Below are 21,045 nucleotides of genomic sequence, written 5' to 3'. Positions count from 1 at the left end.
CACCACACCTCGCTCGGTCATGAGGATCGAAGACGGCTCCTCAATGTGGTTCTGTAAGGGTTCGCCCGAAAGAACTTCCGGTCGATGGCGTCGTCTGGTATCTGCAACCGCATGGCGTCGGCCTGATCGCAGACAACGCGCATCTGCTCGGTGGTCAAGCGCCGCGCCTCCCAGATCAGCGCCGCCACGTCGGCGGCTGCTGGATCCTCGCGAACAGATTCGTCGGGCACTACGATACCGGTGATCGCGGCGAGATCGCTAACGGGGAAATCCAGCAGGGTGGCCATGTTGGCCAGCCGGTCCGAGGTCAACTCACTCTTGCCCGAGGCGATGCGCAAAATCGTGGAAGCGGCTACGTACATGCGGCCATTCGAGGTACACGCAAGCACCTTGGCTGCTCCCGCCGGGCCCAGGTTCCGGTTGGCGTACAGCATGTTCCCGACCATCGCGCCAAACCCCGCCTCGTGCGGGTCGAACACCCTGGAGGCCTTGAAGGGACTCTTGCGCGGCTCTTGGGGCAGGCTTCGAATCAGCCGGTGAAGCTGGGAGCGTTGGTCCTGCGGAAGGCAGATCGCGTCCGTCACCAGATCCTCGACGTACCGGCTAGCCGATGCGTCCACCGGGGCAAGCTCGTCCGGAACCGCCAGGCCGGCGACCGCGAAGAGATCCGCCGCATGCAGATTCAACGCTGGAGCCAGCGCCTTAAGCATCGCAGGACCGGGTTGACGGCCACTGAGGACGCTCCGCAGCTCGAACTCGGAAACACCAGCGGTCTGGGCCAGCGAACCGATGGCCATCCGCCGGTGGTCGAGTAGACGTGCCAGCAGCACGCCGAATCCCGGAAAGGCTGCCATCAGGCCAGATTAGACGTCCACGACAGGCAAAACCACGCCGGAGCAGCGGCCATCCCCGCCTACTAGAGATCTTTGGAGGCGGGGGTTATCTTGCCGGGGAATGGACGCCGGCTGCTCGGAAGGCTTGGTCGGCGGTATGCGGTATCCCGATGGTGGTGGTTTGGACGCCACGGAGCGGTCGCGGCGTGAGGTGGTGCGGTTGCGGGCTGCGGACATGATCGAGGACGGCGCCATCGATGCGCAGGTGGCGCGGTACTTCCGGGTGACGGTGGTGTCGGCCAACCGGTGGCGGCGGGCGCTGGCCGCCGGCGGCCGCGAGGCGTTGTTGTCCGAGGGCGCCGCCGGTGCCCGCTGCCGCCTGGACGATTGGCAGCTGACCCGGTTGCAGGCGTTGCTGGAGGCCGGCGCCGCCGTACACGGCTGGGACGACGACCAGGGCTGGACGCTGGCCCGGATCACCGAGCTGATCACGTCCGAGTTCGGGGTCGGTTACACCGTCGGCGGGGTGTGTTACCTGCGGGGACGGCGCGGCCGCACGCCGATCGTGAAGGTGACCGCGCGTGGCTCGGCGCGGGTGTCGCTGGCCGCTTTGATCTGCACGATCAAAGATCTCTAGCGGGAAGACGCAGGACGACCCGCGCCCACGGCGGCATCGACGAGAGCTGAGCCGGACGAATGTCCTGCCCGGTGCGCGTGGCATCTGACATGCCGAGCTGTGCGGTGCCGTGTCCAGCAACGACCAGCAGAAGGCGAACTATCCCGGCTCACGTTGGGTGAACGATGCCCTCTGGCCCCAGCGAGCGGTCGCTGGGGCGTAGTCGCTCGTCCGCAGTGATCTCGGCGAGAAGGTAAGGGCGTGCGGCTGGGAATTGTGAGCCGTGCCCTGTCGCGGTACGGCGCGGTGCTTGATGTCAGAGGGCGACGAAGGTGAGGCCGCGCTGCTTGAGGGCGGGGATGGCGGTGCGGAGCGCGGCGACGGTCTGGGAGCGGTCGCCGCCGCCGTCGTGGCATAGCAGAATGTCGCCGGCCTTGGCCTGCTCAAGGCTCCCGGTGATGTGCGGGATGCCGGGACGGGCCCAGTCGCGGGGGTCCACCCCCCAGCCCACGCAGATCATCTGGTGGGCGGCGGCGATCTCCAGGACCTGCGGCGACCAGGCGCCGCCGGGGGAGCGGAAGAAGCGCGGGGCGACCGAGCACGCCTGGGCGATCCGGTCGTGGGTCTCGGCGATCTCCTGCTGGATGCGTGCGGCGGGCAGCGCGGGCAGGTTGATCGGGTGGGTGAGGGTGTGGTCGGCGATCTGGTGGCCGGCGGTGACGATCCGCTGGACGAGCCGGGCGTTTCCCGGCACCTGCTCGCCGATCACGTGGAAGGTCGCGCGCACCTCGAACTCGGCGAGCACGTCGAGGATCTTGGGCGTCCAGTACGGGTGGGGCCCATCGTCGATGGTCAGCGCCACGGCGTTCGCGGGCGCCGCCGGAGTGAGGTCGTGCAGGGTGCGGACGGGACTGGTCACGGCCTTCATCCTCGCCGCGGGCGCGTAGCCGGGGTCGGGCGGTGGGACCGGTGTCCGCCGCGGGTGAGCCTGCGCCGAGCCGTGCCGTCCCGAATGCAGGAACGCGGGGCCCGCTCCGGCGGTCACGCCCGCCGCCGCGGCGGCGAGCACGGTGAGTGCCTGGCGGCGGTCCATCGCGGTCTCCCCTTCTGTCGCGGTCCTTGATTCATGAGACGACCTGAACACCACGTGTGTTGGCGGACAATCCCGAGTACGTCGCCGGATATCGCCTTACCTGCCGATCGGAGATCGTATGCCGAGCGGAGCGCGCCCGCGGTGCGGCGCGTCCTCGCCTTCCCGCGGCGGTGGCGGCCTGCTCGGCCTCCTGAGTGCGGGCGGATCGATGTTTGCCGTCCTCGCCTTGGTCTATGGAGCGGGCCTGCCGTTGTCCGAGGCGATACCGGCCTCCCTGCTGGTGGGTCTCTCCTCGACCACAGCCGCCCGCCGCGCATCCGTGCCCGGCAGGTGCGTTGGCGCGTCGCCGCTGTCGTCGGCGGCGCTGGCGCGATGGCCGCGTTCGCCGTACGGCCTTCAACCGGCTGCTGCCCGAACGCGTGGTGCGGCTCGGCTTGCCGCCCTCGTGGTGGTCGTCGGCTGGCGGATGCTGGCCGCCCGGCGGTGTGAACTGGCGCCGATGCCTGCCCAAGTCTTTCCGTCGGCCCGACCTCGGCGCCACCGGCTTCCGCGCGCTCCGCGTCGCCGACCAGCCCGACCGGGATGAAGATCAGTCATAGTGCCTGCTACTGGATCCGCCGGGGTCGCCGGGAAGCGAGGGCACGAAATCTGGTCTTGTTCACGGATCCAGCGGTGGAGCGGACGGCGTCTGCCGCGTCCCCGCCGTCCGATGCCGCCCGGTCGCCGCTCGCCTCGCCGGGGTGTCTGACAAGTTCCCGATGGGCTTCGGGGTGTGGTCGGGCTTTGCGGTAGGTCGGGCCGGTGGCCGGTGCACGGAGGTGAGGGTTCAGCTGTTCTTGAAGGGGTTGAGGGTGCGTCCTGCGAGGTAGCCCAGGCGGACGGGCAGGGGTGTCATGGCGGCGGCGGAGATCTTGTTGACGAGGCCGGGGACGCACACGGGTTTGCCGTTCTGGACGGCTTTCCAGCCTTCGGCCACGACGGCTTCGGGTTGCTGCCACAGGATGCGGGGGAGGTGGTTGGCCTTGTCGCGGGTGCCCATGACGTCGTGGAATTCGGTGTGAGTAAAGCCGGGGCACAGGGCGGTGACGTGGATGCCGTGCGGTTTGAGTTCCATGTCGAGGGCTTGTGAGGTGTTGAGGACGTAGGACTTGATGCCGGTGTAGAGCAGGCTGGCTGCGGGTGGTGCGAATGCGGCGACCGAGGACAGGTTGACGATGCGTCCCCAGCGGCGCTTCTTCATGCCGGGGATGACCAGGTGGGCGAGTTCGGTCTGGGCGGTCACCATCAGCTGGATCTCCCCGGCCAGGGTGTCCCAGGGGGTGTCGGCGAACGCGGTCTTGCCCGACAGTCCGGCGTTGTTGATGAGGACGTCGATGTCCAGGCCCTGGGCGTTCGCGTAGTCCATGATCGCCTTGGGGGCGGCGGGGTCGGTGAGGTCGGCGCCGAACACCTCATAGCGCCGCCCACTGTGCTGCCGGGTCAGCTCCGCGGCCAGCTGCTGGAGGCGGTCGGTGCGGCGGGCGACCAGCAGGAGCTGGTAGCCGCGGGCGGCGAGGTGGCGGGCGAACGTGGCGCCGATGCCGGCGGAGGCGCCGGTGATGAGCGCGGTGCGGGGGGTGGTCACTGGTGGGTTCCTTCGGTTGCGTGGGGGGTGCTGATGGTGAGGGGGCTGCTGCCGGGGAGCCGGGTGATGAGGTCGGCGCCGGACAGGGTCGCGGGCATGTGCGCGCCAGCACGGGGGGCTAGGCCGTCGATCTGGCGGGCGTAGGCGAAGACGTCCATCTCGCCAGTGATGTCGAGGTAGTGAGTGCGGGTGCGCACACAGGCCAGCGGCTTGACCGCCGCGAGGTTCCGGCTGGCGAGGACCGGTTGCAGGCCTCTCTTGCGGGTCTCCCGGGCGATCAGCTCACCGGTATAGCCGTTGGCGCCGTACAGCAGCCACCTCCTCACTGGGCGGCTTCCTTCGCGCCGGGCAGTTCACGCGGGCCCGGGGTGAAGCCGCGGCGGGCTGCGCCGATGTCACCGCGGTAGGCGCCGACGGGGCCGGTGAGCAGGAAGGGCAGCGGGACGCGGCGCTGACGCGCGGTGAATCCCCACGTCCCGATGCCCAGGTAGACGCCGGGCGCCGCGCGGCGGACCTCGTCGACCATGTTGATCGCCCCGCACATCGAGGCGTAGGCGCGGTAGACGAGCGTGTAGGCGGGACGGCCGTCATAGCGCGACGGCGCGATGAGCGTGTGCATCGCATAGCGCCGCCGGACGCGGCCGAACTGGCGGAAGGTGTTGTAGCCGCGCCCGTTCCGGCCGTCGACCGGCCGGAACGCCTTGCACAGCCACGGCGCGAGCGGATTGGACACCGTCGCGCGCCCGGTCACCGAGGCGAACACGCCGGGCTGGGCCAGCAGCAGGGCGGTGTACTCCCCGTCCATCTCCTCGATGGACGGGGCGGGCAGCGTGGCGAAGAACGCCAGCAGCCCGGTCGTGTCCAGCCCGAGCAACTCGGCAGCCGCGTGGTCGGTCTCCATGGTGGTCCCACCTCATGTCTTGAATGGCCCTCAAGAAACCTAGCGCCTTCTTGAGGGCCGTTCAAGATAGGATGTGGGGGTGCCCCGGAACCGACGCCCCCAGGACCGCGAGGAGAAACGCGAGGAGATCCTCGCCGCCGCCCAGCGGCTGTTCATCGACGACGGCTACGAGTCGGCGTCCATGGGCCAGATCGCCAAGAACGCCGGCGTCACCGTCAACACGATCTACTGGTACTTCCGCGACAAGGACGACCTGCTCATCGCCGTCCTGGACCGCCTGCTGGCCGAAGCCCTCGCCCAGTACGCCACCATCGCCGACCGGCCGCTGGGCGACCGGCTCCTCTGGGCCCTCGACCGGCTCGAACGGCTGCACGGCCTCGTCAACACCGTCCACACCCGTGCCGCGGCCTCACCCGCCGTCCACGCATGGCACACCGGCTTCCACGAACTCGCCGACACTCTGGTCGCCGACGACCTCCGCAAGGCCGGCGCCGCCGAAGCCGACCTCCCCGCCATGACCGCGATCGGCACCTTCGTCATCGAAGGCCTCCTCACCCACCGCCGCGACGACGCCGGCAAACGAGCCGTGATCGACCTTCTCGTCCACAACCTCACCACCGCGCCGACCCGAACCTGACCGCAAGCCATCTCGCCGCGCCATGCAGGCCCGCAACGAAACGGCGAACGGCGGCAACCCCTCGCTCCGGACGGACTGTCGAGCTCGTCCTGGACTCAAGTGATCAATGCACCACCGATAATCCGGGACTACGGGTTCTCTCTTGAGCGGCAGGACGAGCTGTGGCGGCGCTGGGGGGATGGTGAGTCGCTCGGGGCTTTCGACCCGAGCCGCAGCATGTGCGCCGGTTCTTGATGCAGGCAGGCGGCTTGCGGGTGCCGACGCGGCGCCGGTCCTGCCGTCATCTGAACGCGGTCGAGCGCGAAGAGATCTCGCGTGGGATCGCGGCTGGTCCGTCAGCTCGGGCGATCGGCCGACTGCTGGAGCGGCCAGCATCGACCATCTCGCGGGAGATCCGTCGTAACGGCGCCCGAGCGGCCTATCGGGCGTGTGAGGCTGATGCTGCGGCTCAGCTGCGAGCGCGGCGCCCCAAGCAAGCCAAGCCGGCTTCCCGGCCCGAGCTGCGGGCGCTGGTCCAGCAATGCCTGGACCAGCGCTGGTCGCCTGAGCAGAGCAGCGGCTTTCAGAGGGGACGTCCGTGGGTGCGGCAGCCAGTGGGGTGCCGCACCCAGGACGGTCTTGGTGCAGATGGTCGGGGCCGGACGGGTCAGGTGGACGAGGTGATGGTGACCTCGACGGTGACGCTGCCGTCGCCGGTGACGGTGTAGGAGCCGTTGCCGGTGAAGTCCTTGGTGCCGTGGGCGAGGATGTCGTCGGAGCCGATCGGGTCGTATTCGTCGACCCAGAACCCGACCTGGGCGATGTCGGCTGCGGTGAAGGGCAGGTTCATCGAGGGGGCGGCGTTCCAGCGGGTGGGGATGGAGCCGCCCTGGTTCTGCTGGGTCCAGATCCTGAAGTGGCCGCCGTCCTTGAGGTCGAAGCTGATCGAGCCGTAGGGCTCGGGGTCGGCCTCGCCGGCGTTGACGAAGGTGATCTTGAAGTCGGCGTGGGCCTTGACCGGCTGGAACGGCGGCGCGGGGGCGGCCGAGGCGAACGGGGTGCCCTTCAGCCCGTACCAGAAGTCGCTGATGGGGACGGCGCCGGTCAGCGGCTTCCAGTCCTCCATGTCGAAGTGCAGGACCTTGTCGCCCTTGACGAAGTAGCAGTACCGGTGGTTCGGCCCGGCCAGTACCTGGGCGGGCTGGATGTAGTACACCACCGCGTCCAGGTCGCGGTCCATTTCGGCGTCGGCCAGCCCGGGCCAGCCGTCGGCGATGCGGCGGGGGCCGTCGGACACCCGGTCGGCCAGGCCGTCGTAGAGGAGGTACTTGTCGCCCTTGAAGAAGACGTAGGTGTCCACCGTCCCGAAGGGGACGTCGCGGTGGTCCAGGAAGGCGGCGTCGATGTCGCGGTCGAACCCGGCGTCCTTCATGCCCGGCCACCACTGGGCGATGTCGAGCGGACCGTAGATGATCTTGTCGTCGGAGAAGTTGTAGCGCACGTACTGGTCGCCGCGGAAGATGTACATGTAGTCCTTCTCGGGCGGCAGTGTGACCGACATCGGGTCGAAGCGGAACGAGAAGGGGACCGCGGCGTCGATGGCGCCGCCGAACTGGGTGTCGCTCAGCCCCGGCCAGCCGGTGGCGATGGCCCGCGGGCCCAGGCTGACGGAGTTGTCGGTCAGGCTGTAGAGCAGGTACTGGTCGCCCAGGAACATGTAGGTGTCCCACTTGAGCTGGGAGCGGTTGAAGGTGGCCTGGATCGTCACGGGATCCTCCCGGGGAGCCGGGGCGGGGTGTCCGGTACGGCCCGGTCGCCGTACCGCGCTGCCGCCTGTCGGCTCCCACGCTGCAACGCGGTGACGGGCCGGTCCAGGGCGGCCGGGCCGCCGGCGACCGCGGCGCCGGCCGCCGCCGGACTTGTCGTGGCGGCGATGCCGCCACCATCCCGGCCGCCGGGCCGGCGATCGCCGCAGACCCTCTCCAGCCGGAAGAAGAAATCTGCCGGAGTCGGCAACGAATACGTCAGGCGTTTTCTGGACCCTGTGTCCGATACCGGCCGGGCCCTGCACCACCCCTGCTTACTCAACCACCCCACACGTCCAGCGCAATGCCGACCGCCCCGACAGCCGTACCGAGATCAGATGTCACGCCACCTCAAAGGCAAAGGTGATACTCGGGCGATTCACATCGCCTGATCGGCTGTGCGGCACGGTGGGCGTCGTCGATCTGCGCCCGGTTCTATTGCCTCGGGTACACCCCCCGGGGCCCGCAGCTGCTCCCGCTCACCGGCCTAACCCGCGACGGTATGTCTCTCGTCGAGGACGCGAGGTCGTCGGAGCCGTGAACAACTCCGAAGAACGTCACGATCGACAGCAGCCAGAGCGGGTCGTCGTTCCGGTCGCACGTTCCGTCGGTCATGCACTCGCCAAGGCCACTGTCCAGGGCCACCAGCCAGGCGGCGACTCGTGAGCGGAAGCGGTGCTGTCAGCAGGATGGTCGCGCAGGTCCGGGCCTGGTCCTCGGGCGGTGGATGCGTAACGGTCTCGGTCGTGCCCGCCTCCGTGGGAGAGGGCGTGGGCTGGCGGGGCCGGACGCGGGCGATCAGTCTGGCAGGGCCGGTGTAGGTACTTGAGGTCGCTCGTCAGAATCTGGTGCCCCGGGTGTCTTTGGCTGCTGCGCGTATCTCCTGCGGGGTGATGCCTTTGACGCCACGTAGGTCGGCGGCCGCGAGGTTCGCCTCTTTCAGGTTCGTTGGATAACTGGAATAGCTTCCGCCGCTCGGCGAGTCCCGCAAAGCAGTCATGTCAGCGTCCCGCAGATCGGCTCGGGACAGGTTGGCGGCGCCGAAGGAGGTGCCCCTCAGGTCGGCTCCCGACAGGTCCGCCGATGACAGATCGGCTCCTTGAAGATTGGCCGAGGTCATGTCGGTTCGGGAAAGGTCGGCTTGATGGAGGTCGGCACGCGGCAACCACGAGGAGCGCAGAGAGGCGCCGGACAAGTCCGCGCGGGATAGATCGATTCCGGCGTTGAGCAGGAGGTCGAGGGTGCGCGTCAAGTCGAGCCCGTGCAGATCGAGGGGGACGCCGGTGCCCCAGAACCGGTTGTGCAGTCCGGCGAGCACGCTCAGCGCGGCATGCACGTCGCTGGACGGGACGGGACGGGCGCCTCGGGCGGGAGCGCGGGCATCGACGCGGATGTGCTCGGCGACGTAGGTGCCGAGGACGTTGATGATGGTGCGCTCGTCGCGCTTGGAGTCCTCGGCGAGCCGGCCCAGCGCGTAGATCGCGCCGATCCGGGCATCGCGCGAGTCGTGGTTGCCGAGCTGTTCGACGGCCCTGGTGTAGCGATCGGTCACCTGCGCTTGCTGGGTGGCGCGCAGCGTGCGGGCGGTATAGGCCAGGCTGATGGCGGTGAAGACGACTCCGGCCAGCACTCCCAGGCCGGTCAGTGTCTGTGTTCGGGCGTGCGTTCGCTGAACCTGAGCTCCTCCCGGTCCTTGACGGGCAGCATCGCGACCTCGGCGGCCAGGTCCCGCCGCGCAGCCCTGGCGGCAGGCCGCTGATACCAGGCGACGCCTGTCACCGCCAGAGCCACTGTGCCCGCCGTCCACGACCACGCACCGAGTGGCACGCCCAGAGCGGAGCAGGCGAGCAGGCTCAGCGAGGCGGCTAGCAATCCCACCAGCGGCACGATGGCATGACGCCTTATCCGTGGCCACGTCCACTGCCAAGCCCGGTACACCGGATCGTTGACCGGTTCTTCGTTCACCAACCTATGGTCGTCCGAACGGACGCTCCGCAGCTGTTCTGGCTCTGCCTTGGCCTAGTACGGACAGTCGCGAGGGGCGACTCCTGTCGGGCCGGTTCAACGACCGGGAGAGCCGGGATGGCTCTCGCGGGCAGGTGACGCGAGAGGTCAGGATCCGGCCCCGCCCCTCGATCGATACGGCCCTGTTAGTGGGACGCCTCGTACTTCTCGATCACGTTCGCGGGGATCCGGCCTCGCTCGTTGACCTGGATGCCGTTGCTCTTAGCCCATTCGCGGATCTCAGCGGACCGTTCGCGACTGCTGGTCGTGCGATTGCCGCGGCCCGCGCGACCGGTGGCCTTGCGGGCCCTGCGCGCGCTGGCGACGAACGGCTCCAAGCCCTTGCGGAGTTTGGTGGCGTTCTTCTTGCTGAGGTCGATCTCGTAGGTGGTGCCATCGAGGGAAAAGCTGATGGTCTCGTCAGCCTCTCCGCCGTCGATGTCGTCCACGAGCAGGACTTCGACCTTCTGGGCCATAACACTTCTCCTTCGTCGAGGCTCTCCCTGAGATCGTCTCACATCAGCGGAGTCATCGCGCAGAGCCCCCGCATTCTTTCCTCTCGATCGCGACTCCCAGGTTGAGATGGCTGACCAAGCACGGCATGGGGGTTGGCCGGTTTCTCGGCATCCGGCAGGTACGGCTACGACAATGAGGTGAGGGATCGACAGACTCTGCACACCGGCGAATTCTGCACATGACCGGCATTCTTGGCACCGGTATGGGTTTCCGGCGGTCGAACCTCCTTGAGCGGCTCCTGCTGGCAAGATCCGGGGAAGAAGCGAACGTTCGCCCCCCGTCCGGGCGCTACGGGCCCATCATCACCGACTGGGACTGTACGTTCTGTCGACTGAACAGATCCGTCGGAGATCGTGGTCTTGGCGGTGACGACCGGCCGGTACCTGGCTAGGCGGAGGCAGTGGCGGTTTCTAGCAGGCCCGTGACCGTCAGGAGATCGCGGGTGCGGAGGTAGGCCAGAGGATCATTCTGAGCGATGCCAGGCCGCAGGCGCTGCTGGAGGGCGGTCTTGCAATCGGTGAGGATCTGGTGCTGTGCGGCTGTGAGCGAGCCACCTGACTCAAGGCAGGCGGCTACACAGGCGTGTAGGTCTTCGGCGACGTGGTCAGATTCAGTGAGAAGGTCGGGAAGGCGTCTGCGGCACCAAAACTTCAGAGCGTGCAGAGCCGCCTCTTGCCGAGCGCCATACCAGTGGTCGGGGAAGTGGCTGGGATTGGGATCGGTGGGACGAGGGCTTCGCTGACCCCGAAGCTTCAGTCGTCGGCGCTGGGCGGCATAGTCGCGGACGTCGGCCTTCCACAGCTCGCGGCTGATCGTGAGCAGTTCGAGGGCGCGCAGCAGCGCCTGCTCATCGCGTCGGAACGGCCCCGCGATCTCCTCCAAGTAGCTGAGGGTCGCGTGAAACCCGAGAGGACGATACAACTGCACGCAGGATCGGAGATCTGCGACGCGCCGACGGTACGGCCGGGTGGGATCGCATACCTTCCGTGCGTATAAACCGAAGCTCACGCATGCAGGCTAATACGACCGACGCACGCACCCCGTCCAGTGGCAGGAGCTCGGCTACCGGGTCCGTCAGGACGCCGAGCCGATCGTGTTGTCGGTTCCGGAGACGACCGCTGGCCTGATCGTCCTGATGGACATCCCGGTTACCCCGGCCACGATCCTGCGCTGGCACCGCCGCCTGGTCGCCCGGACGTGGTTTTAGACTGACCGGCGCCGACCGGGACGGCCGCCTACCGGCGTTTCGATCAAGACGCTGATGGTTGGGAGGCGCGGGAGAACCCGACCTGGAGGCACAGACGCATCCAGGGTGAACGCCATCTGCGAACGCGTCATCGGGACCCTCCGCCGCGAACTGCTGGACCGGACTCTGCTCCTCGGCGAACACCACCTGGTGATGGTGCTCGGCGAGTATCTGATCCACTACAACCGCCACCGGCCGCACCAGTCCCGGCAACAGCAGCCACCGGACATCGAGAGGCAACCGACCTGGGACGCTCGCGGGCCCGTCGACCTATGCCGCGTCCGCCGAGAACGCGTCGTCACAGGCATGATCAGGGAGTATCACCACGCCGCATAGCCACAGGTCACGCCATGTGATCCGGTATCCGAGCGCCACACGACCGCGGCCTCTGGGTGTGCGCCGGTCGAGCGGGGCGACGTACCCGCTACGTGCTGCTCGACGGCTCGACCCGGTCGGCGTGGCAGGCGTCCCGCAGTTCTCGAGCCGACCTGGGGTTTCCTGTCACGCAGTTACATCCGTGACGGCCAGCGCGGTTTTCGGAGTCTGCTCTGAACAGGTACTCGACGTCCTGTGCGGCGCCTGGCAGGTCACCCTCATCGATCCGACTCCCGACCGGCCGCCGCGAGGTCTGGGACGCTACGGGCGTCCTGGCGGAAGTCCTCGCCGACTGAGCTTCCTTGGGCCGAGCGGGTGAGGAGAACGGGGCTTCGGACACCAAGGGGCTCGGCGTCGAAGAATCCGAGGGCGGCGACCATCGCGCCGCGATCTGGGAACTGGCCGCGGAGACCCGCTCGGCCGCTCGGCCGCCCGGGCACGCACGCTCAGCACGGGGACGCTCCGCGACTGGCGGGTGACCGATCCCGCCGACGTCGACGACCGTCCGGTTCGCGCGCGGACTGAACGTCCTCGATGGGCACAGCCTCGCCACAGCCGCCCCGTCGCCCCCGCCGCCACGACCGCCTGGCCCGAGCCCGCGCCCGCCCGTCACAACGGCACCGGCACGGCCGCGCCACAACACGGCGCAGGGACGCGTCAACGCCAACGGCACTCGAAGGCGCGTTACGACGGTGGCATCGGGACGGGCGCGCTCGCGGGCTCTGCCGGCTCGTGACGGCGTTTCCGCAGGGCGAGCCACAGTGCGCCGCCGAGCGCGACCAGCCCCGCGATGGCGAGGGCCCCGAATCCGCCGAGCCACGCCTCATCGCGCGGGACGGCCCGGATCGCTTCCGGCCGCTTCCCGAGCGACTCACCGGCGGGCACGGACGCCTCGGCGGTCATCGCGGGCATCGGTCCCGCGTACAGCCGCCGCGCCTCGGACAGCGCGCCGGCCGGGTTGAGGTAGCCGAATCCGAGGTCGGTGTCGTAGCGCCCCTTCCCCTTCGGATGGCGCGCCGACACCGACAGCACCTGGACGATCTGCGGCGGCGTGATCTGCGGATACCTCGCCTTCAGCATGGCGGCCGCCGCCGTCCCGAACAGGAACGCCGTGGTGTCCCCCTGGATCGTCCAGGCCCGGCCGTCCGGGCCTGCCACCGGCACCGTGGTGCCGGGTGCGGAGACGAGCAGCCCACTGCCGGCAGCGGTCCACTTCCCGTCGCGCCGCCCGTCGTTGTCGACGACGCCGATGCTGACCACGCCCGGCGAGCCTGCCGGATACTGCGGCCGCTGTGCGTCCTGGCGGCCACTCGTAGCGACCACGACGGCGTTCTTGGCTCGCGCGTAGGCGATCGCACCCTCGATGGTGCCGTAGTCGCTGAAGGAGTAGTCGACCGCGTAGGCCGCGACGGCGATGACGTTCGCGCCCTGCTCGGCGGCGTACCTGATGCCGTCGGCGAGGTTGTCCGTCCATTCGTCGCTGTCCCGCCAGTCCTTGCCGCCCGGTTCGTCATCCGTCGCGTAGACCCGCACCGGCAGGATGGTCGCGGCGGGAACGAAGGCGTCGTCGTGCCCGGTGAGCAGCGAGGCGAGCAGCGTGCCGAGCACCCGCTTCGGCCGGGGCGTGCCGACCAGGTCCTTCTCCTTCTCGACCGCGCCCTTCAGGCCCTTCGCGTCGCGGACGACGCCGTCGGCCAGCAGGGCGACCTTCACCTTGCCGCCGCGTGCGGTGGTGCGCGCCTCCTCGAAGTCGCGGCCGAACTGCCGCACCCATGCCGTGTCGGCGCCGGCGTCGTTCGTCAGAGGCGGGGCCAGCCCGAGGAGGAGGGCGGCGGTCAGCGGCACGGCCACGCGGCGCGTCAGCATCGCACTCCCTTGCGGTCGCAGGGCTCGTCCGTCACGGCGAAGCCCTGGGTGACCCTGTTCAGCGCCGTGTCGGCGAAGGCGAAGGTGTCGGCGAGGATCGGCCTCACGCGGCCGCCCCTGCCGGTGGTCCAGCCGCTGGACCGGAAGAACAGGTACGGGGTGCCGTTGGAGCCGAACCAGAAGTCCTGGCGCCCGGAGTCGTCGAAGTCCCGGACGACCGTGCCGGCGAAGGCGAGCGCGCGCACGCCGTACCGCTCGCGAACCGCGTCGCCGCCGAGCCGGGTACCGAAGTCGCCCTCCGCGGCGGACGCCCTTCCCGTGTCCGGCATCACCGCGATGCCGAGCGTGGTCGCCAGCGTCCCGCCGGCGTCGACGTAGGTGGCGCGCAGCACCGTCCGGCAGCCGTGGGCGACCAGCACGTTCGCGAGCTTCCGGTCGAAGCCCTCGGCGCAGGACGCCGCCGGGGCGATCCCCACCCGCACCGCGACCCGGGTGGCCACCCCGCCGGTCTTCTCCGTGCTCTCGATCCGCGCGGGGAAGATCTCCCCAGCGTCCATGAGGCGCCAGCGCTCCGCCAGCTCCTTCTGACCGGCCGCGCGCACCTGGCTCGCGCTGGGGGAGCGGTTCAGCTCCACGGCGATGGCCGCACCGCCACCGGCGACCGCCGCCACACCCGCCACCGCGAGCACGACGATCAGCGGCCACGGCCGGCGAGTCCGCCGGGACGCCCCAACGGGAGCCACACCCGCGGCGGAGGGGACGGCTTCTTCGGGGGCCGCCTCAGTGGGAGGGGTGTCTAACGGGCCCGTGTCAGCGGGGCCCGCATCGTCGTTCGGAGACACAGGCTGATCTAACCAGCAATCGGTGGCACTCTGGAGCCCTACGTGCCGGTTCGGCCGAATCCGGCCTTTCCGGGTCGACAGTCCCTGGGACGCCGCCAGCCCATGGTGTGGGTCCAGCTTGGCGGGCATCGGTCGATCACCCACACCTCCTCGTCGTTTTCGGACGGCGGTTCCGGCGGCTCGTCGGAGAGGCGAGCCAGATGCCACTCGATGTGGGCCAGCGGTCCCCGCCATCCCGCCAGCAGGTCGGCCAGCGGACGCGGCGGGCCAGGCGGCCCGAGCGGGCGCGGGTCGGGCAGCTCACCTTCTCACAGCGCGTCGTCACAGTCGGCGGCCCAATCTTCCGGCGCCTCCAGCACCTCCTGCGAGTCGCGGGCCAGCTCGCCCAGTGACCGCAGCGCCATCGCGTCCTGGATCATCCGTTCGCGCGCGTCGTAGGGCAGGTCGCGGTCGAACTCCGGCGGGAACGGCGGACGGCGGCCGTCCAGGACCGGGTCGTCGCCCGTCGCGGCGGCGCGGGCCGCCGCGAACTGCCAGCACCTCCACTCCGCCAGATGCCCGAGGACGCCGCGCAGCGCCGCCGCGCCCTCACGGCCGCTGCGGACCTCGGCGGTCGCGTCCTCACCGCCGCCGCGTCCTCACCGCCGCCGCGGACGTCGGCGGTCGCGTCCCGGCCTCGCGAGCGGACGAGATCAAGCCCGTCCAGCGTCCCACCCGCGCGCCCGTGCCGCCCCCGCGAGACCGCGCGGCCCCGGTTCGGCGGGTGGCTGCGGCATCGGCATGTGCAGCGCCGCCAGTAGCGTGTCCAGGTCGCGCGAGGGTGCCACGCACCGGGCCCATCAGCGACCCGACCTCGCTCAACGGGGTGGGCGGCGTCGGGTCGGGCAGGACGCATCCGTGCCCCTTCGCGGCCTCGACCGGCAGGCCGCCGTGCGTGAGCAGTTCGAGGTCGCGCCGCACCGTCCGCTCGCTCACCCCGAGCCGTTCGGCGAGCGCGGCGTGCTCCAGCGGGTCCGGTGCGGCCGCGCGCAACTCGGGGACGAGCGCGAGCAACCGATCTCCGCGGTTCACCCCACCATGGCGACCCGGACCACTGACGTTCAGCATCGGTCCCGTAAGCGCGGCCGCTCGTTTAGTGCAACGGTCGTGCACTCGGTAGAGGAATCGGATAGCCACCGGAGCAGTCTGCTCGCCTTGCCGCAGGGAATTGTACTCGCGCGGATACACACGGCAACGAGTCAGTACTTTACGTTACCGAGAGTCGTTTCCCGTATCGAGGAGCAGATCATGCGACACCGCCTCGCACGCTGTATCCGCGCGCCGCTCGCAGTGGCGTCCGCCGCCGTCCTTCTCGCCGTCGTCGCGCCTCCGGTCGCCGCCGCCATCACCGGCGTCACCGGTCAGCAATGCGTTGACGGCGGTGGAGTGATCATCGGGGACGATCCGATCCCGCCCGGCTTCTGCGTGGGCGGAAAGTACGACGGGCAAGTGATCGACGACTGATCCCCGATCTCCTGCCGCCCGGCCGTACTGCCGCGGCACCGCTCGGCGCCGTGCGGCGGCCACATTGTGCGGCCGGTGGGATGAGGCTCCGGCGGTGACCCGCTGCGCTAGCGATGCGGACCGTCCGCGCGCCCCGAACTTGCGCAGGGACCCCAGCAGGAGTGCCGGCTCGTCGAGGGAGACGTGCGCGGCCCGTCCAGCAGAGCAGCCACGGTGCTCGGGTCGACGAGCGGGGAGTCGGTGACCCATCGCTGGACGAGCATCGCGAACCGGCCGGGTCAAGGCCGGAACTTCACCGCCCCCACCCGTCCCGCAGTTCGTGGGGTGCGACGCCGGTGGGTGATCGATCGGCGAAGATCAGCTCAGCGTGAACGTCCTGGTGCGGAGACGGCGCTGGCTGGGAGGGTGGGCCTCATGGAAGACTTGCGGGACGCCGAGCGCCGACTACAGACCGCGCAACTCGCTGGGGACGTCGAGGCGCTGGATCGGCTGCTGGACGATCGGCTGCTCTTCACCTTCGGTGCCAATGTGCAGACCAAGGCGGACGATCTGGAGCTGCACCGCACTCGGGCGCAGGTGCTGACGAAGGTGGCGGAGGAAGAGCTGACCGTCCTCGCTGACGGGCGCACCGGGGTGACCTGGTTCCTCGGCACCGTCGAGGGGACCGTCTCCGGGACGCCGTTCACGGCCAGAATGCGCTACACCCGCACCTGGATATACGACGACACGCACGGCTGGCGAATCATCGCCGTGCACGCCAGCACGGCCGATTGACACAGCCGACACACCGTCCGGCGACCGTCAGCCGCATGGTCGCCGGCGGGGCTCGACCGAAAGGACTGCGGTCACCCACCGCACCGCCACCAACTGAGCGCGAACCCCAGCTCCCACCGCCGTGCGACGCGCTCGACCGGCCGGGGGAGTGGCAGTCGCTCGCGGTAAGCACCGTGGCCAGGTGGAAGTACACGGTCTTGTGAAGCCAGCCGCCCCAGCGGGCAGCTTGTCGTAGTCGGGGGTCGTACAGCGCCACGCCGACCCGGCCCGGCCCGGTCGATCGCGGCGGCCCCCTCGCCAAGCTGATCGGCGACCGTGATCCACTGCACGCGGAGCCAGTCCTCTTGTCCTCCGGCGCGGGTCCTGTGCGCGCGAGTCCGTGCTGGCTTGCGTAGCCAGCCCAGCATCGGGCGGCAGGTCGGTGCCTGGCCGGTCGACTCATGCGATGCTCGCCGCGCCTTGTTGAACGCTGGCGCCGGCCGGTAGCACGAAGCGGATCTGAGTCGCGCGTCCGGGGCAGTACGTGTGGGTCAGCCGTGGTCGAGGACGCCGTCGAGGAAGACGGCGGTGATCGCGGCGCTGGCCTGCTCGACGCCGAGCTGGTCCTGGATCACCCGGGAGACGGCTCCTTCGAGGAGTGCGAAGTAGACCTCGGCGAGCGTCTGGGCGGGCAGGTCGCCGCGGAACGCTCCCTCGGCCTCGCCGCGCTCGAACACCGCGCGCAGCGGCGCGGTGAGCTGAAGGTCCGCCTGGCGCGACTCGTCGGGGGTCTTCTTGAAGAGCCCGAGTGCGCGGTACTTGCTGGTCGCCGCGATCACCGCGCGGGTCATCCGGGCGATCGCCTCGCCGATCGGCGCCGTGCCGAGCTGGGCGTCGGCGATCCGCGCGGTGAGGTCGGCGAACGCCGCCTCGTAGAGGGCGCGGAGCAGCGCGTCCCGGTTGGGGAAGTAGCGGTACAGCGTGGCCCGCGCGACGCCGGCCGCCTCGGCGATGTCGACCATGCTCGCCGCGTCGCCGCGCTCGGCGAGGACGGTGGCGGCGACGTCGAGGATTCCGGCGGCTACATGGTCGCGGAGGACCGAACTCCTGGTCATCGTCCGCCAGGGTACATCGGCGACCCCATAGTTGACACTGTCGCTCGCTGGAGAGACGCTATGTCTCATTCATGAGGCATCCCGTTCGACGAGGGGAGTCCGTCGTGGCCGTACGCCTGTACCGGCTCGGCCGGTTCGCGTTCCGCCGCAGGTGGCTGGTCGCGCTGTCCTGGCTCGGCGTTCTCGGCTGGCTCATCGCCGGAGCGATGACCCTCTCCGGGCCGTCCTCCAGCTCCTTCTCGATCCCGGGCACCGAGGCGCAGCGGGCCATCGACATGCTCGCCGAGAGGTTCCCGCAGGCCGCGGCCGGCGGCGCCACCGCGCGGGTGGTGTTCGCCCCGTCCGACGGCAGGCCGCTGACCGCCCCGGAGAACAAGGCCGCCGTCGAGGACGTCGTGCGGCGGCTCCGAACCGGGCCGCAGGTGGCGAACGTGACCGACCCGTTCGGCGCCGGTGCCGTCAACCCGGCCCGGACGGTCGCCTACGCGCAGGTCACCTACCGGGTTCCGGCGGTCGACCTGCCGGACGCGGCCCGCGAGGCGCTGTCCCGGGCGGTGGAGCCGGGACGGGACGCGGGGCTGACCGTCGAGATGGGCGGCAACGCGGCGGAGGAGCCGTCCGGCCAGAGCCTCAAGGAGATCGTCGGCGTGGCGGTCGCGGCGGTCGTCCTGGTGGTCGCGCTCGGGTCCGTCGTGGCCGCCGGGCTGCCGCTGCTGACCGCGGCGATCGCGATCGCCGTCAGCATGACCGCGATCAGCACGGCGACCGGATTCGTCGAGCTGAGCGCGTCGACCCCGACCCTCGCGATCATGCTGGGGCTCGCCGTCTCGATCGACTACGCGCTGTTCATCGTCTTCCGGTACCGGCACGAACTGCACCTGGGCCACGGACCGGACGAGGCCACCGGGCGTGCTCTGGGCACCGCCGGCTCGGCCGTCGTCTTCGCGGGGCTCACCGTGGTGATCGCCTTGGCCGGCCTGTCGGTGGTGGGGATCCCGGTGCTGACCCAGATGGGACTGGCCGCCGCGGCCGCCGTACTTGTCGCGGTGCTCATCGCCCTCACCCTGGTGCCCGCGCTGCTCGGCCTCGTCGGCGAGCGGCTGCGGCCCGCGGCGGTCCGGACGCGAGGGCCGCGGTGGGCGCGGTCGGTGACGGGCCGTCCGGTCCCGGTGCTGATCGCCGCGGCGCTCGGCACGGCGGTCCTCGCGACGCCCGCGCTGAGCCTGCGGCTCGGCCTGCCCGACGACAGCGTCGCTGCTCCCGGCACCACTCAGCGCAAGGCGTACGACATGCTGGCCGACGGATTCGGTGCCGGCTTCAACGGGCCGCTCACCGTGGTGGTCGACGCCGCCGGCGGCACCGCCCCCGAAGACGCCGCCGGCGGCACCGCCCCCGAGGACGCCGCCCGCGGCACCGACCCCAAGGACGCCGCCCGCCGCGTCGCCGGCACCATCGCTCAATTGCCGGGCGTCGCCGCGGTCGCCCCGCCGGTGTTCAACCCGTCCGGTGACACCGCGCTGGTGACCGTCGTGCCGCGCAGCGCGCCCGGCAGCGCGGCGACCGCCGGTCTGGTCACCGCCATCCGCGGCGAGGCGTCCGGCATCCGCGCCGAAACCGGCGCGAGCATCGCGGTGACCGGCCTGACGGCGCTCGACATCGACATGTCGGACAAGCTCGCCGGCGCGCTGGCGCCCTACCTCGCCCTCGTGATCGGCCTGGCGGTCGTCCTGCTGACGCTCGTCTTCCGGTCGGTGCTCGTCCCGATCACAGCGACCCTGGGGTTCCTGCTCAGCGTCGCCGCGACGTTCGGCGCCGTGGTCGCGGTGTTCCAGTGGGGCTGGCTCGCCGGGCTCTTCGGCGTCTCCCAGACCGCCCCCGTCCTCAGCGCGCTGCCGATCTTCGTGATCGGTGTCGTGTTCGGCCTGGCCATGGACTACCAGGTCTTCCTCGTCACCCGCATCCGTGAGGCCCACGTCCGCGGGGAGGACCCCGTGCCCGCGGTCGTCACCGGGTTCGGCCACAGCGCCCGCGTCGTCACGGCCGCCGCCGTCATCATGGTCGCGGTGTTCTCCGGCTTCATGCTCTCCGCGGACCCGCTGGTCAAGTCGATCGGCTTCGCGCTGGCCGCCGCCACGCTGTTCGACGCGTTCGTGATCCGCATGACGATCGTGCCCGCCGTCATGACGCTCCTCGGCCGCAGCGCCTGGTGGCTGCCGCGGTGGCTCGGCCGGGCACTGCCGGACGTCGACATCGAGGGCCGCACCCTCGACCGCCCGTCCGTGGCACCCATGGTCGCGGTGGAGGGACGCCGATGACCGACCTGACGGGCAAGACCGTCGTGATCACCGGCGCCAGCTCCGGCATCGGAGCCGCCGCCGCCCGCCGGTTCGCCGATCTCGGAGCCGGCGTCGTCCCGGTGGGCCGCTCTCCTGAACGCACCGAGCAGGTGGCCGCGCAGATCGGCGCCGAACCGTTCATCGCGGACTTCGCCCATCTCGAACAGGTGCGCCACCTGGCCTCGACGCTGCTCGAACGCCTGCCGCGCATCGACGTGCTCGCCAACAACGCCGGCGCTCTCGTCCCCTCCCGGCGGGTCACGGCCGACGGGCACGAGCTGACCTTCCAGGCCAACCACCTCGCCCCGTTCCTGCTCACGCACCTGCTCCTGCCCCGGCTCCGGGAGAGCGCCCAGCAGGGCCCCGTCCGCGTCGTCACCACCTCCAGCCTCGGGAACCGGTTCGGCAGGCTGCGCATGGACGACCTCGAATGGGAGAAGCGCCGCTACGGCGAAGGCTGGATCGCCTACTCCACCACCAAGCTGATGAACATCCTGTTCACCCGCGAACTCGCCCGCCGCAACACCGAGATCGAAGCGTTCTCCTTCAACCCCGACCCCGGACGGCGGAAGAAGAACCGCGACGCCGATGCCGTCGCGACGAGGTTCGCCGCCGAGACGCGGCTCGGGCGGCTGATCGTCCGCACCCCGCTGCGCAGGATCCGGCTCACCGGGGACGACGGCGCCGGGCCGCTGGTCTGGCTCGCCACGTCCCCCGAGGTCGGCGGCGCCAGCGGCGCCTACTTCGACGGTTTCGCCAAGGACGCCAAGGTGCACCGCCAGGCCGACGATCCCGGCCTCGCCGCCCAACTCTGGGAACGCTCGGCCGAACTCGTCAAGCCCTACATCTGACGGTTCACTTCGCCATGAAGCGAGCCAGAACTCGGTCCGGAATCTCGACATAGTCTCCGCTGAGGGGGGCTGGTCGGAGAGCCACTTACGCGTTCTAGCTGGGCAGACGCGAACGTCGCCGATCTGGTCGATGTTCGCCCCTGTCTCGTC

At 70.2% G+C, this 21,045-nt stretch carries 22 protein-coding genes; 8 read left to right on the top strand and 14 right to left on the bottom strand.

The window, feature by feature from the left end:
• Positions 1–17: 17 nt before the first annotated feature.
• The gene (locus E1300_RS06355; RefSeq protein ID WP_131755939.1) at positions 18–854 is read right to left on the bottom strand and encodes a hypothetical protein; all 837 of its coding nucleotides are present in this window, start codon (positions 852–854) and stop codon (positions 18–20) included.
• 100 nt (positions 855–954) lie between these two features.
• On the opposite strand from E1300_RS06355, the gene E1300_RS51330 reads away from it, so the two are divergent.
• Complete coding sequence (locus E1300_RS51330) at positions 955–1,470, top strand: helix-turn-helix domain-containing protein (protein ID WP_207399512.1); 516 nt, start codon at positions 955–957, stop codon at positions 1,468–1,470.
• Positions 1,471–1,765: 295 nt separating this feature from the next.
• Here E1300_RS51330 and E1300_RS06345 read toward each other — a convergent pair whose 3' ends face one another.
• From E1300_RS06345 to E1300_RS06330, 4 genes are all read right to left on the bottom strand, one after another.
• Complete coding sequence (locus tag E1300_RS06345) at positions 1,766–2,542, bottom strand: polysaccharide deacetylase family protein (protein ID WP_131755938.1); 777 nt, start codon at positions 2,540–2,542, stop codon at positions 1,766–1,768.
• An 826-nt stretch (positions 2,543–3,368) separates the two neighbouring features.
• Complete coding sequence (locus E1300_RS06340) at positions 3,369–4,166, bottom strand: SDR family NAD(P)-dependent oxidoreductase (RefSeq protein WP_131755937.1); 798 nt, start codon at positions 4,164–4,166, stop codon at positions 3,369–3,371.
• Positions 4,163–4,492, bottom strand: a complete 330-nt coding sequence (locus E1300_RS06335) for a hypothetical protein (protein ID WP_131755936.1) — start codon at positions 4,490–4,492, stop codon at positions 4,163–4,165. Before E1300_RS06335 ends, E1300_RS06340 begins: the two co-directional genes overlap by 4 nt.
• Positions 4,489–5,067 carry a hypothetical protein gene (locus tag E1300_RS06330; protein ID WP_131755935.1) on the bottom strand — a complete coding sequence of 193 codons (579 nt, stop codon included), beginning with the start codon at positions 5,065–5,067 and terminating at the stop codon, positions 4,489–4,491. Before E1300_RS06330 ends, E1300_RS06335 begins: the two co-directional genes overlap by 4 nt.
• A 79-nt stretch (positions 5,068–5,146) precedes the next feature.
• On the opposite strand from E1300_RS06330, the gene E1300_RS06325 reads away from it, so the two are divergent.
• Positions 5,147–5,704, top strand: a complete 558-nt coding sequence (locus E1300_RS06325; RefSeq protein ID WP_131755934.1) for a TetR/AcrR family transcriptional regulator — start codon at positions 5,147–5,149, stop codon at positions 5,702–5,704.
• A 233-nt stretch (positions 5,705–5,937) separates the two neighbouring features.
• The gene (locus E1300_RS53840; protein WP_370784471.1) at positions 5,938–6,411 is read left to right on the top strand and encodes a helix-turn-helix domain-containing protein; all 474 of its coding nucleotides are present in this window, start codon (positions 5,938–5,940) and stop codon (positions 6,409–6,411) included.
• Here E1300_RS53840 and E1300_RS06315 read toward each other — a convergent pair.
• From E1300_RS06315 to E1300_RS06295, 5 genes are all read right to left on the bottom strand, one after another.
• The gene (locus tag E1300_RS06315) at positions 6,351–7,451 is read right to left on the bottom strand and encodes a hemopexin repeat-containing protein (protein WP_131755932.1); all 1,101 of its coding nucleotides are present in this window, start codon (positions 7,449–7,451) and stop codon (positions 6,351–6,353) included. The genes E1300_RS53840 and E1300_RS06315 overlap by 61 nt on opposite strands.
• An 875-nt stretch (positions 7,452–8,326) precedes the next feature.
• Positions 8,327–9,118 (bottom strand): pentapeptide repeat-containing protein, encoded by a 792-nt coding sequence (locus tag E1300_RS06310; RefSeq protein ID WP_131755931.1) that lies wholly within the window; start codon positions 9,116–9,118, stop codon positions 8,327–8,329.
• Positions 9,119–9,129: 11 nt separating this feature from the next.
• On the bottom strand, positions 9,130–9,453 hold the full coding sequence (locus tag E1300_RS06305) for a hypothetical protein (RefSeq protein ID WP_131755930.1): 324 nt from the start codon (positions 9,451–9,453) through the stop codon (positions 9,130–9,132).
• Between the two features lie 185 nt (positions 9,454–9,638).
• Positions 9,639–9,968, bottom strand: a complete 330-nt coding sequence (locus tag E1300_RS06300) for a histone-like nucleoid-structuring protein Lsr2 (RefSeq protein WP_131755929.1) — start codon at positions 9,966–9,968, stop codon at positions 9,639–9,641.
• A gap of 427 nt (positions 9,969–10,395) precedes the next feature.
• Entirely contained in the window at positions 10,396–10,890 is a 495-nt protein-coding gene (locus E1300_RS06295) for a hypothetical protein (RefSeq protein WP_131755928.1), read from the bottom strand.
• A 430-nt stretch (positions 10,891–11,320) separates the two neighbouring features.
• On the opposite strand from E1300_RS06295, the gene E1300_RS51325 reads away from it, so the two are divergent.
• The gene (locus E1300_RS51325; protein WP_207399511.1) at positions 11,321–11,590 is read left to right on the top strand and encodes an integrase core domain-containing protein; all 270 of its coding nucleotides are present in this window, start codon (positions 11,321–11,323) and stop codon (positions 11,588–11,590) included.
• A 723-nt stretch (positions 11,591–12,313) separates the two neighbouring features.
• Here E1300_RS51325 and E1300_RS06285 read toward each other — a convergent pair.
• The 3 genes from E1300_RS06285 to E1300_RS06275 form a co-directional block, all read right to left on the bottom strand.
• A complete protein-coding gene (locus tag E1300_RS06285) occupies positions 12,314–13,495 on the bottom strand; it encodes a S8 family serine peptidase (protein ID WP_131755927.1) in 1,182 nt (393 codons plus the stop codon).
• A complete protein-coding gene (locus E1300_RS06280) occupies positions 13,489–14,184 on the bottom strand; it encodes a hypothetical protein (RefSeq protein WP_131755926.1) in 696 nt (231 codons plus the stop codon). Before E1300_RS06280 ends, E1300_RS06285 begins: the two co-directional genes overlap by 7 nt.
• A 774-nt stretch (positions 14,185–14,958) precedes the next feature.
• Positions 14,959–15,408 carry an HTH domain-containing protein gene (locus E1300_RS06275; RefSeq protein WP_131755925.1) on the bottom strand — a complete coding sequence of 150 codons (450 nt, stop codon included), beginning with the start codon at positions 15,406–15,408 and terminating at the stop codon, positions 14,959–14,961.
• A gap of 216 nt (positions 15,409–15,624) precedes the next feature.
• Here E1300_RS06275 and E1300_RS06270 point away from each other — a divergent pair, with 216 nt between their 5' ends.
• Positions 15,625–15,840 (top strand): hypothetical protein, encoded by a 216-nt coding sequence (locus tag E1300_RS06270; RefSeq protein WP_131755924.1) that lies wholly within the window; start codon positions 15,625–15,627, stop codon positions 15,838–15,840.
• A 414-nt stretch (positions 15,841–16,254) separates the two neighbouring features.
• Positions 16,255–16,614, top strand: coding sequence for a nuclear transport factor 2 family protein (locus E1300_RS06265; RefSeq protein WP_131755923.1), 360 nt, complete (start codon positions 16,255–16,257; stop codon positions 16,612–16,614).
• A 530-nt stretch (positions 16,615–17,144) separates the two neighbouring features.
• Here the strand turns inward: E1300_RS06265 and E1300_RS06260 are convergent.
• Positions 17,145–17,708 (bottom strand): TetR/AcrR family transcriptional regulator, encoded by a 564-nt coding sequence (locus E1300_RS06260; protein WP_165502703.1) that lies wholly within the window; start codon positions 17,706–17,708, stop codon positions 17,145–17,147.
• A 104-nt stretch (positions 17,709–17,812) separates the two neighbouring features.
• On the opposite strand from E1300_RS06260, the gene E1300_RS06255 reads away from it, so the two are divergent.
• Positions 17,813–20,023: an MMPL family transporter gene (locus E1300_RS06255; protein WP_131755921.1), complete on the top strand. Its 2,211-nt coding sequence runs from the start codon at positions 17,813–17,815 to the stop codon at positions 20,021–20,023.
• Positions 20,020–20,895, top strand: coding sequence for an SDR family NAD(P)-dependent oxidoreductase (locus E1300_RS06250; protein ID WP_131755920.1), 876 nt, complete (start codon positions 20,020–20,022; stop codon positions 20,893–20,895). Before E1300_RS06255 ends, E1300_RS06250 begins: the two co-directional genes overlap by 4 nt.
• Positions 20,896–21,045: the final 150 nt, after the last annotated feature.

The sequence above is a fragment of the Actinomadura fibrosa genome, from assembly GCF_900659615.1.
GTDB classification, from domain to species: domain Bacteria; phylum Actinomycetota; class Actinomycetes; order Streptosporangiales; family Streptosporangiaceae; genus Spirillospora; species Spirillospora fibrosa.
This window is presented reverse-complemented; position numbering and strand designations above follow the sequence as displayed.

Coding starts and splice junctions, on each gene's coding strand:
- E1300_RS06250 (WP_131755920.1), top strand. CDS start 20,020: ATGACCGACCTGACGGGCAAGACCGTCGTGATCACCGGCGCCAGCTCC.
- E1300_RS06270 (WP_131755924.1), top strand. CDS start 15,625: ATGCGACACCGCCTCGCACGCTGTATCCGCGCGCCGCTCGCAGTGGCG.
- E1300_RS06345 (WP_131755938.1), bottom strand. CDS start 2,542: ATGGACCGCCGCCAGGCACTCACCGTGCTCGCCGCCGCGGCGGCGGGC.
- E1300_RS06265 (WP_131755923.1), top strand. CDS start 16,255: ATGGAAGACTTGCGGGACGCCGAGCGCCGACTACAGACCGCGCAACTC.
- E1300_RS06330 (WP_131755935.1), bottom strand. CDS start 5,067: ATGGAGACCGACCACGCGGCTGCCGAGTTGCTCGGGCTGGACACGACC.
- E1300_RS53840 (WP_370784471.1), top strand. CDS start 5,938: ATGCAGGCAGGCGGCTTGCGGGTGCCGACGCGGCGCCGGTCCTGCCGT.
- E1300_RS06300 (WP_131755929.1), bottom strand. CDS start 9,968: ATGGCCCAGAAGGTCGAAGTCCTGCTCGTGGACGACATCGACGGCGGA.
- E1300_RS06260 (WP_165502703.1), bottom strand. CDS start 17,708: ATGACCAGGAGTTCGGTCCTCCGCGACCATGTAGCCGCCGGAATCCTC.
- E1300_RS06355 (WP_131755939.1), bottom strand. CDS start 854: ATGGCAGCCTTTCCGGGATTCGGCGTGCTGCTGGCACGTCTACTCGAC.
- E1300_RS06285 (WP_131755927.1), bottom strand. CDS start 13,495: ATGCTGACGCGCCGCGTGGCCGTGCCGCTGACCGCCGCCCTCCTCCTC.
- E1300_RS51330 (WP_207399512.1), top strand. CDS start 955: ATGGACGCCGGCTGCTCGGAAGGCTTGGTCGGCGGTATGCGGTATCCC.